Below are 15,208 nucleotides of genomic sequence, written 5' to 3' on the forward strand. Positions count from 1 at the left end.
GAAGCCAATTCCCAGAAGCGTCCAGGGCTTAAAAATAGGAATTTGTTGGTTGAGTTTGTGATTGCCAAGCAGAGAAAATAACTGATACCAATAGCCCAATTGAAAACAAAACGACGGAAGAACGCTTACCACGCTGTCTGTTTAGCCAGGCAAAAACAAGATTGGGAAAATAAGGTAGAATTGCTCCTCTACCCTAGAGACCAGGAATGAGCGAACGGGTTAAATTCGGTTGTTGGTGCAAAGTAATCCCGACCATTCGCAGCCAAAATGAAGTTACTTAACCCCATAAAGGCAAACAATCCGGTTTTCTGATTACCGTTACTTAACCATGAACCGGGGATGAACAATGCAGAAACATAACCTGTTACCAGCAAGCATACGATAAGTGCTGGGAAAATACGTTTGATCCTTCTTGCATAAAAAATGCCACGAAGCTTCTTATCCCTGCTCCTTTGAAATGGGTGATGGAGGCACTGACGACAAAGCCTGATATCACAAAAACACATCTACGCCGACAAAACCGCCAGGCAACCAGGATGAGTGCAAATGATAGATAATAACAGAAACGACAGCCAAAGCGCGGAGCCCATCAATGAATGGAAAGTACTGCGACTGCTTTAGTTTTACATTGTCCAACCGCATCATAATGCCACTTTTGTAATTGGAGCTTACCAATGGAAAATTCTCTACTTAAAAAGGAAGGTAGTATTTCACTAACTATCTAAAATGCTAGTAAACAGGCGGATGTTTGTAAGCGAGCGGGGAACTCACCTTACCCTCCGATATTAACCGGTCAATATTTTTCTTGTTTGCAACAAAACGGATCGGATTTAGCAACATTTGTAACTGTAGTCCCCTGAATTTAGTCTTACCGCTTGATGGAGTTCTCTGGTTAAAATGCAACCAACCGACAGCTCCCGTTTGGGGCGTCATCTTCTCGGCGGATGTTGTGTTGATTCTTATGAGAAATAAATAAGTTGTTTAGCTTATATTTCATATATTTATTTTGTGCTTCGATTACAGAATCGGGACAAATTAAAAGTTATTTCCAAACGAAAAGATTGTGATTCCATAAATAAATATTTTCGTTAGCTGTGTTGGTATCTTTCCAAATTGAAGATGGAAACATATCACTTATATAATTGTTTTTGATGAATATACATTTGGTTCACTTTCAATTATTCCAATATTTTTAAAGCACCTCTAACGGCTATACTTGAGAAATTAGGAAGCAATAGCATAACAACAAAAAATACTAAAGCCGTTGTGATGAAAACTATGTTTTTATCTTTAATTTTATTTGAAATCATCTTCAGAAAAAATAGCATGGCTGGTGAAATGAAGTGTTAACAAACTAAAAATAATTATGAGCATGCTGATTCCAATATTGCTGTCCGCAGTACTAAGATTAAATATGAATAACAAAGGAGTTGTTATGGCTAATCCAGAAATCAAAGAGAAAAAGAAATGACAATTTTTCTTTGAGAAAATTTTCCTTCTTACCTCTTTGCTTTTCATGCAATAAATATGAATCTTTTCTCATTTCTTTGAAAAGATATGCGCCGCAACGAAAGTAATAGGCGAGAATAAAAGCAAGGTTATTGCAAAATATAATATTTTATATGATGATGACAGGCCGATTATACACAGTGACAGAGGCGGACATTACCGCTAGCCTGGCTTAGCCTGGCTGGCTTGAACGCATCCAGGCAGCAGGACTGGTCCGCTCAATGTCACGTAAGGGATGTTCTCCCCATAATGCCGCCTGCGAGGGCTTCTTCGGACGGCTTAAGAATGAAATGTACTATGGTCGTGACTGAGGAGTTAACAGGCATGCTTGCCGTCTTGTTCGCCCGTTCCATTGGGGAATATATATCCGCCATTGCGAACCAGCGCCTTTACCTCTTCGCTCACTTGCACGGGATGCTGACTGATTCTCGCAATGAACTCCTTTTGTCCCCGCACGTACGACTTCGCATCGTGCTGCGCGCTCCACAGGACAATGCTCAGCATGATGGGAATGAGGTCCAGGCCTTTTCGGTCAGCGTGTAGAAGTCCTTGCGCCCGTCATCGGGGCTGGGCACCCTCGAGAGAATGCCTTGCGCCTCAAGAAAGGCAAGGCGGGAAGCAAGGACATTGGTCGCGATTCCCTCTTCTGATTTCAGGAACTCGCCATAGGTCTTCTTACCGGCGAAAACGATGTCGCGAATGATCAAGAGCGACCACCGGTCGCCAAAGATCTCCACGCCGTAGTTCACCGCGCAGTGTGACCTGATTTCTTTACCTGTCGTTTTCATGGCGAAATCTTAACATTGCTTGCATATCGCAAGCAAATGCCGTGATTACTTTCTTTTTACAAGTAATGTTACTTGCTTATTGCAAGCAATATGTCTAGCATGGTTTGTATGTTGAGCGCGGTCGCTGGATCGCCGCCGGCAAGCCATGATTGATTAGCCTCCTATCACTAAGGAAACTGCACATGAGCACTATCAGCATCATCGGCTCAGGCGGCATGGCCGCAGCGATCGGCGGCCTGGCCGCCAAGGCCGGACACGCCGTCGAGGTGATGAGCCGCGACGCCGCCAAGGCGCGGGCGCTGGCCGAGCAGGCCGGGGCCCGCGCGACGACAGGCACGTTCGGTGCCGTTCCGGCCGGGGATATTGTCATCCTGGCGGTTCCGTACTCCGCCGTTCTGAACGTCGTGAAGCAATACGGTGACAAGCTTGCAGGCAAGCTACTGGTCGACATCACCAACCCCGTCGCCGCCGACCTCACGAGCTTTGTGACACCTGGCGACAGCTCCGGCGCGCAGGAGATAGCGCGGGCCGCTCCCGCCGACGCGGTGATCGTCAAGGCATTCAACACCCTGTTCTCCCACGTCCTGGCTGCCGGCTCATTCCAGGGGCGCTCGCTAGACGTCTTTATCGCGGGCGACGACGCGCGGGCGAAGGGCATGTCGCGGTATTCATTGAGAGCCTCGGACTGCGCCCGATGGATATCGGACTGCTGCCCATGGCGCGGACGCTGGAACACGTCTGCTTGCTGTCGCTGGGCCTGCTCGCACACGCCATCAAGCACACCAACTTTTCAATCGGGGTCAGCCTTCCCGGCTGAGCTCACCCGTAGCACTATTTTTTCATCTCACTTACAAGGAACAGCAGCATGCGCGTTTTAGTTACTGGAGGAACCGGCCATATCGGTTCGTACATCATCCCTGAACTGGTCGCGGCCGGACACGAAGTTACCGGCCTGGCCCGCTCGGACAAGGCCGCAGAGGCGGTGGCCGCACTTGGCGCCAAGGCGCGGCGCGGGGATATTTCCGACCTTGAGGGGCTCAAGGCGGCGGCGGCGGACGCCGACGGCGTCATTCACGTCGCCCACAGGCAAGACCTGCTTCCCTCCGGTGGGATCGACGCCGTGGCCGCCGCGGAACTCCAGATCATGCTCGCGTACGGCGAGGCGCTGGCTGGAAGCGGCAAGCCGCTGGTCGTGTCGGGGAGCATCGGCGCGCCCGGGTGGGAAAAACTGGGCCGGCCGGCCACCGAGGAAGACCCGTCACTTCCCGGCGGCGATGCGTACAAGGGGACCCTGCGGGTGCGTAACGTCGTCGATCTCGCCGTCATCGGCCTCGCCGAGCGGGGCGTGCGGTCGTCGATCGTGCGGATCCCTACCATCGCGCACAGCACGACCGACGTCGCCTTCCTGCCATTGTTGATCGGGCTGGCGAAGGAAAAGGGCGTCATCGGTTATCCGGGAGAAGGCGCGAACCTGTGGCCGGCCGTACACGCCCGTGACCTCGCCATCTTGTTCCGCCTGGCGCTGGAGAAGGGTGGGGCAGGCAAATATTGGCATGGGGTCGAGAGTGAGGGCATCCCGTTCCGCGCCATCGCCGAGGCCATTGGCAGCCGCCTGAACGTGCCGGCCGTGAGCATTCCCGCAGACGTGCTGATGCTGCCAGGCTACTTTGGATTCCTGGCAAACCTGGTCACGCTCGATCTCCCAGCATCGAACCTTATCACCCGGCAGGCCCTGGGCTGGGAACCCACTCAGCCCGACCTGTTCGCCGATATGGACAACGGCCACTATTTTCCGGCTGCCTGACGCGCGCTGGATTGCCGGGGCGATGTTCCGGTAATACATGACGAGCAACCTGTTAACTGACGAGGAAACGATATGAGCACTCCCATCAGCACCATCAGCACCATCAGTATCATCGGCGCCGGCGGCATGGCCACGGCAATCGCGGGCCGTAGCGTCAAGGCTGGACACGTAGTCGAGGTGATCGGCCGCGACCAGTCCAAGGCGCAGGCGTTTGCCGATAAGCTTGGCGCTGGCGCGACCACCGGCACGTACGGCGCCGAACCAAAGGGGGACATCGTCATCCTCGCCGTGCCATACGGCAGTGCGGCGTCGGTGGTGGCCGATTTCGGGGCGGCGCTGGGCGGCAAGGTGATCATCGATATCACCAACCCGATAGCACCCGACCTCTCGGGTCTTGTGTCCCCCAATGGCAGTTCCGGTGCGCAGGAGACTGCCAAAGGTCTCCCCGCCGGTGCGCATGTCGTGAAAGCGTTCAACACTCTCTTCGGCCCTGTGCTTGCCAAGGGTGGCCGGCTCGACGCGTTCATCGCAGGCGACGATGGAGAAGCCAAGGCCCGCGTTGCGACTTTCCTCGGGAGCCTCGGCCTGCGGCCTTTGGATATTGGTGCCCTGCACATGGCCCAGACGCTCGAATCGCTTGGCCTCTTGATGATCGGCTTGGCAAAAAACGGCGCCGGCACGTTCGATATTGCCATGCACGTCGATATTGGATTGGCGCGATGAGCACGCAAGGGAACGCGCAGATCGTGAAGGCACTATTTGCAGCACTGGGCCGCGGCGGCCTGGCTTAAATCTCACAAACAAGGAGTACTGATGGCTTATGCAATTATCGGCTTCGGCAAACTTGGCGAGGCGCTGGCCAAAGCCTTCGCCCGCAGCGGCATCGACGTATCGGTTGCTACCACGCGCGACCCGGAAAGTTTTGCTGCCGATGCTGCCGCAATCGGACCCACGGTCATTCCCACGACATTGGCGCAAGCCATCAAGGCGGACATCATCTTTTTGGCCGTCCGTTACGAATCGCACCCGGATGTCGCAAAGGCGTTGCCGACCTGGCAGGGAAAGACCATCGTCGATGTGACCAATGCCTACGGCGCGCTAGCTGAGGAACTGAAAGGACAGGCTTCAGCCGCGGTCGTCGCGCAGGCCTTCACGGGTGGAAAGGTAGTCAAGGGTTTCAACCATCTGGGCGCTCCCGTTCTTGGCCAGGATCCGGCCGTCCATGGCGGCAAGAGGGTCGTGTTCCTCGCGAGCGACGACGACGGCGCAGCAGCAGAGATAGCGGCGCTGGCGGAGAAGCTCGGTTTTGCTCCGATCTCACTTGGCGCTCTTGCGAAAGGTGGCTTGCTGGTGCAGGCGCGGGAAAAAGGCTGGGGTCAACTGATCTTAAAGGACCTGGTCAAGTTCGACTGATGAAGCGGGATCGCACATGTCGATGCGATTCTGCTTCGTTAACAAAACGGTGCCGCGGTAATCCCCCCGAAAAACCGGGGTTGTGGATTCAGACAGTTTGAAAGGTTTTGCTAGAGGTTTAATGCTGCGGATTTTCGTGTCGTTAAGAGACATATGGGGGTCACTCCATAATCGAACCAACCTGACCCCAAATCTGACCACCAATTTTTCCCGATGCCGAGGGAAAACTGAAAACGCATCGGGAAGATTTTTCACGCTAACTTATTGTATCTGAATCACATAGAGATTCGTAAAGAGGCATGAAAACAAGAAATTGGCTCCTCTGACTGGACTCGAACCAGTGACATACGGATTAACAGTCCGCCGTTCTACCGACTGAACTACAGAGGAATTGTCGGAACGCCGCGAATACTAATGATGCCGGCCGGATTTGTCAAAGCGCATTTTCTTTTAGGGGCACGTTTGACCAAATCCTCGCCAGGATGCTGATTTTACAAGCAAAACCCCATTATCTCAAGGTTCATAGGCAGTTAACATGGCCTATCTCCTTTCCGGACGTTTGCCCAGGCCGGGTTGGGTCGGGCTCGCGACTGATTGTCCAGCCATCGTCACGCCATTGTCCATTGTGTCCACAATGTCCATTTTCCCGCCCCGTTAGGCACATCTTGTGTCCGGTTCCCGACAAATGGTTTGTTGTTTGTTCATAACCCGGTCCTAAAATAATAACCGTTTTAAAATAAATATATAAAAATCAATTAATTGTACATGACGTGCTTTTGGTACATTCCCTGCTTGATAGAAAAGGTCAATCCACTCACAGGAGAATGTTCATGGCTATCCGTCAATGCGCCATTTATGGCAAAGGTGGCATAGGTAAATCCACTACGACCCAAAACCTCGTGGCCGCCCTGGCCGAGATAGGCAAGAAGGTCATGATCATCGGTTGCGATCCGAAAGCGGACTCAACCCGGCTGATCCTTCATGCCAAAGCACAGAATACCATTATGGAACTGGCCGCCGAAGTCGGCTCGGTTGAAGATCTGGAACTGGAAGATGTCTTGCAGGTGGGCTATGCGGGCATCCGCTGCGCGGAGTCAGGCGGCCCGGAGCCGGGCGTGGGCTGTGCCGGCCGCGGCGTCATTACCGCCATTAACTTCCTGGAGGAAGAGGGCGCCTATGAGGACTCCCTGGACTTTGTTTTCTATGACGTACTGGGGGATGTGGTGTGCGGCGGGTTCGCCATGCCCATTCGTGAAAACAAGGCGCAGGAAATCTATATCGTCTGTTCCGGCGAGATGATGGCCATGTATGCCGCCAATAATATCTGTAAAGGCATCGTGAAATACGCCAAATCCGGCAAGGTGCGTTTAGGCGGACTGATTTGCAATTCCCGCCAGACTGACCGCGAAGATGAACTGATTATCGCCCTGGCGGAAAAACTGGGCACGCAAATGATTCATTTCGTACCCCGGCACAATATCGTGCAGCGGGCGGAAATCCGCCGCATGACCGTGATCGAATACGATCCTACCTGCGATCAGGCTAATGAATACCGCACCCTGGCGAAAAAAATCGTTGATAACAAACTGATGGTAATCCCGACGCCGGTGACTATGGACGAATTGGAGGCGCTGCTGATGGAATTCGGCATTTTGGATGTGGAAGACGAAAACATCATCGGCAAAACCGCCGCGGAAGAAGCGCAGTCCGTCTGATATCAACCTGCGTCAGTCCCTGAGCCGGCTACGGCTGGCTTAGGACATCAAGCCCACTATTTCTCGTAAAGGATATCGCCATGACCGATATTACCGGCGAACAAACCCTGGCGCTGATTCAGGAAGTGCTGGAAGTTTTCCCTGAAAAAGCCCGTAAAGAACGTGCCAAGCATTATATGCTGAGCTCCCCGGAAATGGAGAGCGTCGGTAAATGCATCACCTCCAACCGGAAATCGCAGCCTGGCGTCATGACGGTGCGCGGCTGCGCCTATGCCGGCTCGAAGGGGGTGGTGTTCGGACCTATCAAAGACATGGCCCATATTTCCCATGGCCCTATCGGCTGCGGTCAATATTCCCGCGCCGGACGCCGTAACTATTATACCGGCTACAGCGGCGTAAATGCGTTCGGTACGCTGAATTTCACCTCTGATTTTCAGGAAAAGGACATTGTGTTCGGCGGCGATAAAAAGCTGGCCAAGCTGATAGAAGAGATGGAAACGCTGTTTCCGTTAACCAAGGGGATTTCCGTTCAATCGGAATGCCCGGTGGGCCTTATCGGCGACGATATCGAAGCGGTGGCGCGGGAAGCGCAGAAAAAACTCGACAAACCGGTGGTGCCGGTGCGTTGCGAGGGGTTCCGCGGCGTGTCCCAGTCTCTGGGCCACCATATCGCCAACGATGTGGTGCGTGACTGGATCCTGTCCAATCGTGACGAAAAAGAGTTCGAAACCACCCCTTATGACGTCGCCATTATCGGCGATTACAATATCGGCGGCGATGCCTGGGCTTCCCGGATCCTGCTACAGGAAATCGGCCTGCGCGTAGCGGCGCAGTGGTCCGGCGACGGCACCCTGGTGGAAATGGAGAATACGCCGAAGGTGAAATTGAACCTGGTGCACTGCTACCGCTCAATGAACTATATCTCCCGTCATATGGAAGAAAAATACGGCATTCCCTGGATGGAATACAACTTCTTCGGCCCGACCAAAATAGCCGAATCCCTGCGCAAAATCGCCGCGCTGTTCGATGAGCATATACAAGCCCAAACCGAACAGGTCATTGCCCGCTACCAGGGGCAAACCGAGGCCGTGATTGCCAAGTACCGTCCGCGTCTGGAAGGCAAGCGGGTGCTGTTGTATCTCGGCGGCCTGCGTCCCCGTCATGTTATCGGCGCTTATGAGGATCTGGGAATGGAAATCGTCGGCAGCGGCTATGAATTTGCCCATAACGACGACTATGACCGCACCTTGCCGGATCTGCATAAGAGTACTTTATTGTTTGACGATGCCAGCAGCTTTGAGCTGGAAGAGATCATCAAAATCCTCAAACCCGACCTGATAGGTTCCGGCATCAAAGAGAAATACATCTTCCAGAAGATGGGCTTCCCTTTCCGGCAGATGCACTCCTGGGACTATTCCGGTCCTTATCACGGCTACGACGGTTTTGCCGTTTTCGCCCGGGATATGGACATGACGTTGAACAATCCGAGCTGGACCCAAATGACTGCGCCGTGGCTGAAAACCGCCTGAGATTGCCTGCTTGCTAAACCCGTCGGTTCACAGATTTGTGGCGCGGGAGGAGAGAATCATGAGTCAGAGTGTTGAAAAAACCAAAGCCTGTTACCCGCTGTTTGAAGAGGCGGAATATCAGGCGCTGTTCACCAGCAAACGCGACCTGGAAGAAGCTCACGGCGAAGCCCGGGTGAAAGAGGTCTTTGCGTGGACCACCACGCCGGAATACCAGGAGCTGAACTTTAAACGGGAAGCCCTGACCATCGATCCGGCCAAAGCCTGTCAGCCGCTGGGGGCGGTGCTCTGTTCCCTGGGGTTTGCCAAGACGCTGCCGTATGTGCACGGTTCCCAAGGCTGCGTGGCGTATTTCCGCACCTATTTCAACCGGCATTTCAAGGAGCCGGTGGCCTGTGTTTCCGATTCCATGACCGAGGACGCGGCGGTGTTCGGCGGCAACAAGAATATGAATGATGGCCTGCAGAACGCTTCCGCGCTCTACAAACCGGAGGTTATCGCCGTCTCCACTACCTGTATGGCGGAAGTCATAGGCGACGATATCAGCGCCTTTATCGCCAACGCCAAAAAAGACGGTTTTGTGGACAGCAAGATAGCGGTGCCCTTTGCCCATACCCCGAGCTTTATCGGCAGCCACATTACCGGCTGGGATAATATGTTCGAAGGATTCGCCCGGGAATTCACCGACAAGAGCGCGGGCCGGGATTACCAGCCGGGCCGCAACGGCAAGATCAATCTGGTGACCGGCTTTGAAACCTACCTGGGTAATTACCGGGTTATCAAGCGCATGATGGAACAGATGGGGATCGGCTACAGCCTGCTGTCCGATCCCTCCGAGGTACTGGATACCCCGGCGGACGGAGAATACCGCATGTACGCCGGCGGCACCACGCAGGAAGAGATGCGCGACGCCCCCAACGCCATCGATACCTTGCTGCTGCAGCCCTGGCATCTGCTGAAAACCAAAAAAGTGGTGCAGGAAGAGTGGCAGCAGCCGGCGACCCCGGTCAGCATCCCCATGGGATTGAACGCCACCGACCGGTTTTTGATGACCGTCAGCGAACTCACCGGCAAACCCATTCCCGCTGCCCTTACGCTGGAGCGGGGGCGGCTGGTGGATATGATGCTCGATTCCCATACCTGGCTGCACGGCAAAGCTATGGCCTGTACGGCGATCCGGATTTTGTCATGGGCATGACCCAAATGCTGCTTGAACTGGGGTGTGAACCGACGGTTATCCTGTGCCATAACGCCAACAAGCGCTGGCAGAAAGCCATGAAAAAAATCCTGGCGGATTCCCCTTACGGCCAGGAGAGCGAAGTCTACATCAACTGCGACCTGTGGCACTTCCGTTCACTGATGTTTACCCGTAAACCGGATTTCATGATCGGCAACTCCTACGGCAAATTTATTCAGCGCGATACGCTGGCGAAGGGTGAGCAGTTTGAGGTCCCGCTGATTCGCATCGGCTTCCCGATCTTTGACCGCCACCATTTGCACCGCCTTTCCACCTGGGGCTATGAAGGCGCCATGACGGTATTGACCACCTTGGTGAACGCTTCGCTGGAAAAACTGGATCGCGACACCATGAAACTGGGCAAAACCGATTACAGCTACGATCTGATTCGCTAAGCCCTCCGCCCCGGACCTGTGCCGGGGCGGCTTTTGCTGGAGAACTGTGATGCCGAGTGTATTGTTCAGTGAAAAAAAAGATGGCTTGTATTGCTATATTGCCAAACAAGACCTGGAAGCGCGGGTCTTGCACATTGAGTTTGACGACGCGTCGTGCTGGGGCGGCAATGTCGAACTGGAGGGCGGCAAGTCTTATTATATTTATCCGCAACCGGGAAAACCGTCTCTTCCGGTGCGTCTGCGCGCCAGCAAAAGCGGCGGGGATGCTTCGGGAACAGGAGTATAAAAATGAATGTGCCAACAGACGATCCCTTATTCTGGCGCTTATTCGCCCTTGCGCAATTACTGCCGCAGTTTGCGCCGCAGGCCTTGATCCTCTGGCTGGAGCGGGAATGCCGGCAGCCCTTGTCGCCGGTCCTGCTTGCGCGGCTCGATCCCGCCGCGCTGGCACGGGACTTTCCCGCCGATGTCCCGCCGCCGTCGGCGGCGCAATGGCAGCAGGCGGCGGCCTGCCTGAAAGGTGATTTGCCAAGCCATCTCATTACGGACCCTGAGCGCGGGCAACCTTTGCAGCTGCGCGCCGCCTTTGCCTCCAGCAACGGTCTGATGGTGGACGGCCACTTTGGCCAAAGTACGTTGTTCTTTGTCTATGCCTTTGACGGACTCGAGCCTTTCCTGTATCAGGTACGCCGCTATCGCGATTTGCCTGACGGGCCGGAAGAGGGCAATGAAGCGCGGGCCAGGCTGTTAAGCGATTGCCATTTGCTGTTTTGCGAGGCCATCGGCGGCCCGGCCGCGGCCAGGGTCATCAGAAATAATATTCATCCGATTAAAATTAAGCCGCCCATGGATATCAGCCAACAGCTGCAAGCGCTGCAAACCATGCTCGGCGGCAGGATTCCGCCCTGGCTGGCGAAGCGGCTGGGTAAGGCATCCCCTTATATCCAACATGACTTTTCTTTGTAAGCGAATTGATTTAGAGGACTTGGAATCATTTGCCAGCCGGTATCCGCGGGCTGGCTTTAACATAGTTTCGTTTTGTTATAAGCAATTTTTTGATATTTTCATTCCCTTGGTTTATTGCTAACTCCAATGGCGTCAAATTATCACCATCCTTGATATCCATATTGATATGACGATTTTCCAAAAGTGCCTCGACAATATCTTCACTGCCCATGGCGACGGCGATATGCAATGCTGTGCTGCCCGCCGTATTGCACCGGTTGATATCAAGATTGGGAAAAGGCAGTAACAGTTTAACGATACTCAATCGATTTTCTGTTACTGCTTTTATCAAGGGGTAGTACGAGGGTTATCACCGTTAATGTTTATGGACTTATGGTTTATGATTTTTTCGTGATGGAAAAATCTTTCGTCAAAGATAAAAACAGGGCCGAGTGCCCATCATTGTTGATGATGTTGATGTCAGTGCGTTTGTCATCTATAAGTTGCCTGATGATGATTTTTTGCCACTGAATATGGCATAAATTAAAGCGGTATTCCCTTTGCAATCTTGAATATTGATATTGATATCACCATGTTTGAGTAATTTATTGCTTATCGCAAATATTCCCGTTTGTATCGCCATCATCAAGGGTGTTTTTCCTTTGTTGTCTTGAGGGTTGACGTCAATTTTTATATTGAAGCAAGTCAAGAATTATTTCCCTTGAGTCTAACTTCACGGCCAAAGCCAACGCTGTTAATCCACTATTATCTTTGACGTTGATGTCGAGATCTGAACGAGTAAGAATGTAATCTATTAATATCCTATTTCTAAAATAATTGCCGCCATCAATAGCGTGGTGCCATTTTGTAAGTATTATTTATAGGAAGTCTATTCTCTGTAAAGAAATGCGTGGCGGCTATAAAAATCGCAGGATGTTCTATTTCATAAAAGACATTTTCTGGATTATCAAGCCATTCTACATTTAAATTATTTGTGATTTGATTAATATCAGAATTGATAATAGAAAATTTAAGTAAATCTTCATCGAGAACGCCGCTTATTTTTCTCTTTTCAGAATATTCAAAGTAAGAGGAAATTGGATATAGTTTGACTTGTTCTCAATCCAATAAAACCTTCAATGTATCTGATTCTTATTTTTATTGTCTCCATTGCCAACTGAATCTGGAAATAACGCTGGCTGATATCATGTTTCGCTAAAGCAGTAGCAATAGCGCTATAAATCATTTCAGGATATTCCAAAACAAACTCATTGACGCCTTTGTCAAATTTAACACAATCCGTAAAACATAAAAAGGATAGTTTTTCCGCAAGTAATTATTTATATTGCTTGTTTTTCTGAAGCCAGGACTTTTCTTTTGCTTTACAGTGGCGTTTTTCTAAGATAGTCAAAACGCCGTTATAAACTTCATTCCCTAGGGAACTGATGATTTTCCCAAGGGAAATATCCCTGGTCAAATTCTGCATTAAATCACAAAGTGTGTTATCTGTCTCGGCGATTTTTTCAAAATCAATGGTTTTATCGCCAATCACATAATCAATGCCCCAAGGGTGTCTCTTAACTGATACTTATATGCATTGATATATTCATCGTTTCGGGATAATCCATGCATTTTATGGCATATTCAAAACTTTTTTCGATGAGTTGTTTTTGATTATCCAGATTTTTCGTAGATTTCGTTAGCGACAATACTGTTTATTTTTCAAAAATGCAGGGATGATATTCAATGCTATTCCAAGACCTTTTCAATATAAATGTACATCCTTCTCAGGTCATCTTGAATCTCAGGAGTGTTTTTTGCCACCAGCAGCATGATGCCATGCAAATATCGCCAGGAATCATGATAAAGGTTCAGTTTTAAGGGTTCGGGAATGCAGTCCGTGCACGAAAGTTCTTCAATAAAATGATTGATTATTTTGTCAACATTACCTGCTGCATTCCCTTGGCGTGAAATTTCATGCAACAAAATTTCAATCTGGGATAAATAGAATTGATACGGTTTATCTGGATTGTCTTCGGAAATATTATCATTGCGCTGAAGAATGTGATACATCTGCGCATCAGGGAATCAGCATGAGAGAAGGATGTTCTTGTTAAAGAAGAGACTGGAGTCTGTTGTAAATTGAATGGCACAGTTATATTGCCATTTATATTGTTTTCTATTGGCATAGTTGCTCGCTGCAATAATATTTTATAGTAAGAGTAGAACGTTGTTTATGACCGTGGCCGGAGCTTAATGTATTAACATTTAATCATAAGTCAATCTTCCCAGCTTCCAATTTACTTTTCTAAAAGAGATTTGTCCATTGGCGGCGCGCTGCCTGCCGATACCCGTATCTTCGGCAATCTGTTTTATCCATTGTCTGGTTTGTCGTATTCGTGACAATAAAAATATCTTACAAATCAGCAGGTAAAGGCTGGCCTCTGAATTGCATTGGATGTGCAATGGGTAAAATAACGCCGCTTGGCAGAGAGTTCATGATGAATAATAACGACATTGCCGCCCTGTTTGTGGAACCCGCCTGTGAACACAATGGCAAACACAAAACCGGTTGTAAACCGCCCAAGCCCGGCTCCACCGCCGGCGGCTGCGCTTTCGACGGCGCGCAGATCACCCTGCTGCCGGTGGCGGATGTGGCCCATCTGGTGCACGGTCCCATCGGCTGCGCGGGGAGTTCCTGGGACAATCGCGGCAGCCGCAGCTCGGGACCGGAGTTGAACCGGCTGGGTTTCACTACCGATCTCAGCGAGCAGGATGTCATCATGGGGCGGGGAGAGCGCCGACTGTTTCATGCGGTCCGCCACATTGCCGAACGCTACCGGCCGGCGGCAATCTTTATTTACAATACCTGCGTACCCGCCATGGAAGGGGATGATATCGAGTCAGTGTGCCGCTCGGCATCCGCCGCCGCCGGCATTCCGGTGATTGCGGTGGATGCCGCCGGTTTTTACGGCAGTAAAAACCTCGGTAACCGTATTGCCGGCGACGTCATGCTGCGTCAAGTCGTGGGGCAGCACGAACCGGCGCCCTGGCCCAGCGATTATCCGGTAGCGGAAAGCCTGGGGCATAGTATCGGCCTTATCGGCGAATACAACATTGCCGGTGAGTTCTGGCAGGTGCTGCCGCTGTTGGATGAATTGGGAGTGAGGGTGTTGTGCACCCTTTCCGGCGATGCGCGCTTTGCCGAAATCCAAACCCTGCATCGTTCCGAAGCCAATATGCTGGTATGTTCCCGCGCCTTGATCAATGTGGCCCGCCAGTTGAAAGAACAGTACGGCACTCCCTGGTTCGAGGGAAGTTTTTATGGTCTGCGCGAAATGTCTTCCTCCTTGCGCCAACTGGCGGGATTGCTGGGGGATGAGGATTTAATCGCCCGTACCGAGACCCTTATCGCCCGCGAAGAAGCCTTCGTCCAATCGAAATTGGCGCCCTGGCGCGATCGGCTGCGGGGGAAACGGGTTCTGCTCTATACCGGCGGGGTTAAATCCTGGTCGGTAGTGTCGGCGCTGCAGGATCTGGGGATGGACGTGGTGGCCACCGGCACCCGCAAATCAACCGAAGAGGATAAGGCCCGCATCCGCGCGCTGATGGGCGAGGACGCCCTGATGATGGATGAGGGCAATCCCCGCCTGCTGCTGGACACCGCCTATCGCTACGGCGCCGATATGATGATTGCCGGCGGCAGGAACATGTATACCGCTTATAAGGCCCGGCTGCCGTTTCTTGATATCAACCAGGAGCGCGAAGAGGCCTTCGCCGGTTACCAAGGCATGGTAAATCTGGCGGCGGCGGTATGCCGTACATTGGAAAGTCCGGTCTGGCCGCAGGTCAACCGTCCCGCGCCCTGGCACTGAA

At 51.9% G+C, this 15,208-nt stretch carries 14 protein-coding genes, 1 tRNA gene and 2 pseudogenes; 11 read left to right on the top strand and 6 right to left on the bottom strand.

Features of this window, described 5'->3' with window-relative positions; translation table 11 throughout:
• Window positions 1–1,627: 1,627 nt before the first annotated feature.
• Window positions 1,628–1,817: pseudogene (locus GTU79_RS13430) on the top strand (IS3 family transposase); the annotation flags it as partial.
• Window positions 1,818–2,006: 189 nt separating this feature from the next.
• Here the strand turns inward: GTU79_RS13430 and GTU79_RS30365 are convergent.
• Window positions 2,007–2,297: a winged helix-turn-helix transcriptional regulator gene (locus tag GTU79_RS30365; protein ID WP_253073593.1), complete on the bottom strand. Its 291-nt coding sequence runs from the start codon at window positions 2,295–2,297 to the stop codon at window positions 2,007–2,009.
• A 182-nt stretch (window positions 2,298–2,479) separates the two neighbouring features.
• Between GTU79_RS30365 and GTU79_RS13440 the strand changes: the two genes are divergently transcribed.
• The 4 genes from GTU79_RS13440 to GTU79_RS13455 all read left to right on the top strand — a co-directional run bounded on the left by GTU79_RS13440 (window position 2,480) and on the right by GTU79_RS13455 (window position 5,514).
• The gene (locus tag GTU79_RS13440; protein WP_253073594.1) at window positions 2,480–3,175 is read left to right on the top strand and encodes an NADPH-dependent F420 reductase; all 696 of its coding nucleotides are present in this window, start codon (window positions 2,480–2,482) and stop codon (window positions 3,173–3,175) included.
• Window positions 3,163–4,101 (top strand): SDR family oxidoreductase, encoded by a 939-nt coding sequence (locus tag GTU79_RS13445; RefSeq protein WP_203521540.1) that lies wholly within the window; start codon window positions 3,163–3,165, stop codon window positions 4,099–4,101. Before GTU79_RS13440 ends, GTU79_RS13445 begins: the two co-directional genes overlap by 13 nt.
• 72 nt (window positions 4,102–4,173) lie before the next feature.
• A complete protein-coding gene (locus tag GTU79_RS13450) occupies window positions 4,174–4,824 on the top strand; it encodes an NADPH-dependent F420 reductase (RefSeq protein WP_253073595.1) in 651 nt (216 codons plus the stop codon).
• Window positions 4,825–4,914: 90 nt separating this feature from the next.
• The gene (locus GTU79_RS13455) at window positions 4,915–5,514 is read left to right on the top strand and encodes an NADPH-dependent F420 reductase (protein WP_203521539.1); all 600 of its coding nucleotides are present in this window, start codon (window positions 4,915–4,917) and stop codon (window positions 5,512–5,514) included.
• A gap of 314 nt (window positions 5,515–5,828) precedes the next feature.
• Here the strand turns inward: GTU79_RS13455 and GTU79_RS13460 are convergent.
• A tRNA-Asn gene (locus tag GTU79_RS13460) sits at window positions 5,829–5,904 on the bottom strand.
• Between the two features lie 440 nt (window positions 5,905–6,344).
• Between GTU79_RS13460 and nifH the strand changes: the two genes are divergently transcribed.
• The 5 genes and pseudogenes from nifH to GTU79_RS13485 all read left to right on the top strand — a co-directional run bounded on the left by nifH (window position 6,345) and on the right by GTU79_RS13485 (window position 11,353).
• The gene (nifH, locus tag GTU79_RS13465) at window positions 6,345–7,229 is read left to right on the top strand and encodes a nitrogenase iron protein (RefSeq protein WP_132921731.1); all 885 of its coding nucleotides are present in this window, start codon (window positions 6,345–6,347) and stop codon (window positions 7,227–7,229) included.
• Between the two features lie 80 nt (window positions 7,230–7,309).
• The gene (gene nifD / locus GTU79_RS13470; protein WP_214514036.1) at window positions 7,310–8,758 is read left to right on the top strand and encodes a nitrogenase molybdenum-iron protein alpha chain; all 1,449 of its coding nucleotides are present in this window, start codon (window positions 7,310–7,312) and stop codon (window positions 8,756–8,758) included.
• 58 nt (window positions 8,759–8,816) lie between these two features.
• Window positions 8,817–10,387: pseudogene (gene nifK, locus GTU79_RS13475) on the top strand (nitrogenase molybdenum-iron protein subunit beta).
• A gap of 49 nt (window positions 10,388–10,436) precedes the next feature.
• Complete coding sequence (nifT, locus tag GTU79_RS13480; protein WP_132921728.1) at window positions 10,437–10,673, top strand: putative nitrogen fixation protein NifT; 237 nt, start codon at window positions 10,437–10,439, stop codon at window positions 10,671–10,673.
• Window positions 10,674–10,675: 2 nt separating this feature from the next.
• Window positions 10,676–11,353, top strand: a complete 678-nt coding sequence (locus GTU79_RS13485) for a NifB/NifX family molybdenum-iron cluster-binding protein (protein ID WP_338091484.1) — start codon at window positions 10,676–10,678, stop codon at window positions 11,351–11,353.
• 25 nt (window positions 11,354–11,378) lie between these two features.
• Here the strand turns inward: GTU79_RS13485 and GTU79_RS13490 are convergent, their stop codons facing one another.
• The 4 genes from GTU79_RS13490 to GTU79_RS13505 all read right to left on the bottom strand — a co-directional run bounded on the left by GTU79_RS13490 (window position 11,379) and on the right by GTU79_RS13505 (window position 13,405).
• Window positions 11,379–11,657 (bottom strand): ankyrin repeat domain-containing protein, encoded by a 279-nt coding sequence (locus GTU79_RS13490; protein WP_214514037.1) that lies wholly within the window; start codon window positions 11,655–11,657, stop codon window positions 11,379–11,381.
• Between the two features lie 171 nt (window positions 11,658–11,828).
• Window positions 11,829–11,978 (bottom strand): hypothetical protein, encoded by a 150-nt coding sequence (locus GTU79_RS31390; RefSeq protein ID WP_420854164.1) that lies wholly within the window; start codon window positions 11,976–11,978, stop codon window positions 11,829–11,831.
• Between the two features lie 690 nt (window positions 11,979–12,668).
• Window positions 12,669–12,884: a hypothetical protein gene (locus tag GTU79_RS13500; protein WP_214514039.1), complete on the bottom strand. Its 216-nt coding sequence runs from the start codon at window positions 12,882–12,884 to the stop codon at window positions 12,669–12,671.
• Between the two features lie 197 nt (window positions 12,885–13,081).
• On the bottom strand, window positions 13,082–13,405 hold the full coding sequence (locus tag GTU79_RS13505) for a hypothetical protein (RefSeq protein ID WP_214514040.1): 324 nt from the start codon (window positions 13,403–13,405) through the stop codon (window positions 13,082–13,084).
• Between the two features lie 428 nt (window positions 13,406–13,833).
• On the opposite strand from GTU79_RS13505, the gene nifE reads away from it, so the two are divergent.
• Complete coding sequence (gene nifE, locus GTU79_RS13510) at window positions 13,834–15,207, top strand: nitrogenase iron-molybdenum cofactor biosynthesis protein NifE (protein ID WP_203523069.1); 1,374 nt, start codon at window positions 13,834–13,836, stop codon at window positions 15,205–15,207.
• The last annotated feature ends 1 nt before the right edge of the window (window position 15,208 follow it).

It is taken from the genome of Sodalis ligni (assembly GCF_016865525.2).
GTDB classification, from domain to species: domain Bacteria; phylum Pseudomonadota; class Gammaproteobacteria; order Enterobacterales; family Enterobacteriaceae; genus Acerihabitans; species Acerihabitans ligni.

Coding starts and splice junctions, on each gene's coding strand:
- GTU79_RS30365 (WP_253073593.1), bottom strand. CDS start 2,297: ATGAAAACGACAGGTAAAGAAATCAGGTCACACTGCGCGGTGAACTAC.
- GTU79_RS13440 (WP_253073594.1), top strand. CDS start 2,480: ATGAGCACTATCAGCATCATCGGCTCAGGCGGCATGGCCGCAGCGATC.
- GTU79_RS13445 (WP_203521540.1), top strand. CDS start 3,163: ATGCGCGTTTTAGTTACTGGAGGAACCGGCCATATCGGTTCGTACATC.
- GTU79_RS13450 (WP_253073595.1), top strand. CDS start 4,174: ATGAGCACTCCCATCAGCACCATCAGCACCATCAGTATCATCGGCGCC.
- GTU79_RS13455 (WP_203521539.1), top strand. CDS start 4,915: ATGGCTTATGCAATTATCGGCTTCGGCAAACTTGGCGAGGCGCTGGCC.
- nifH (WP_132921731.1), top strand. CDS start 6,345: ATGGCTATCCGTCAATGCGCCATTTATGGCAAAGGTGGCATAGGTAAA.
- nifD (WP_214514036.1), top strand. CDS start 7,310: ATGACCGATATTACCGGCGAACAAACCCTGGCGCTGATTCAGGAAGTG.
- nifT (WP_132921728.1), top strand. CDS start 10,437: ATGCCGAGTGTATTGTTCAGTGAAAAAAAAGATGGCTTGTATTGCTAT.
- GTU79_RS13485 (WP_338091484.1), top strand. CDS start 10,676: ATGAATGTGCCAACAGACGATCCCTTATTCTGGCGCTTATTCGCCCTT.
- GTU79_RS31390 (WP_420854164.1), bottom strand. CDS start 11,978: ATGATGGCGATACAAACGGGAATATTTGCGATAAGCAATAAATTACTC.
- GTU79_RS13505 (WP_214514040.1), bottom strand. CDS start 13,405: ATGTATCACATTCTTCAGCGCAATGATAATATTTCCGAAGACAATCCA.
- nifE (WP_203523069.1), top strand. CDS start 13,834: ATGAATAATAACGACATTGCCGCCCTGTTTGTGGAACCCGCCTGTGAA.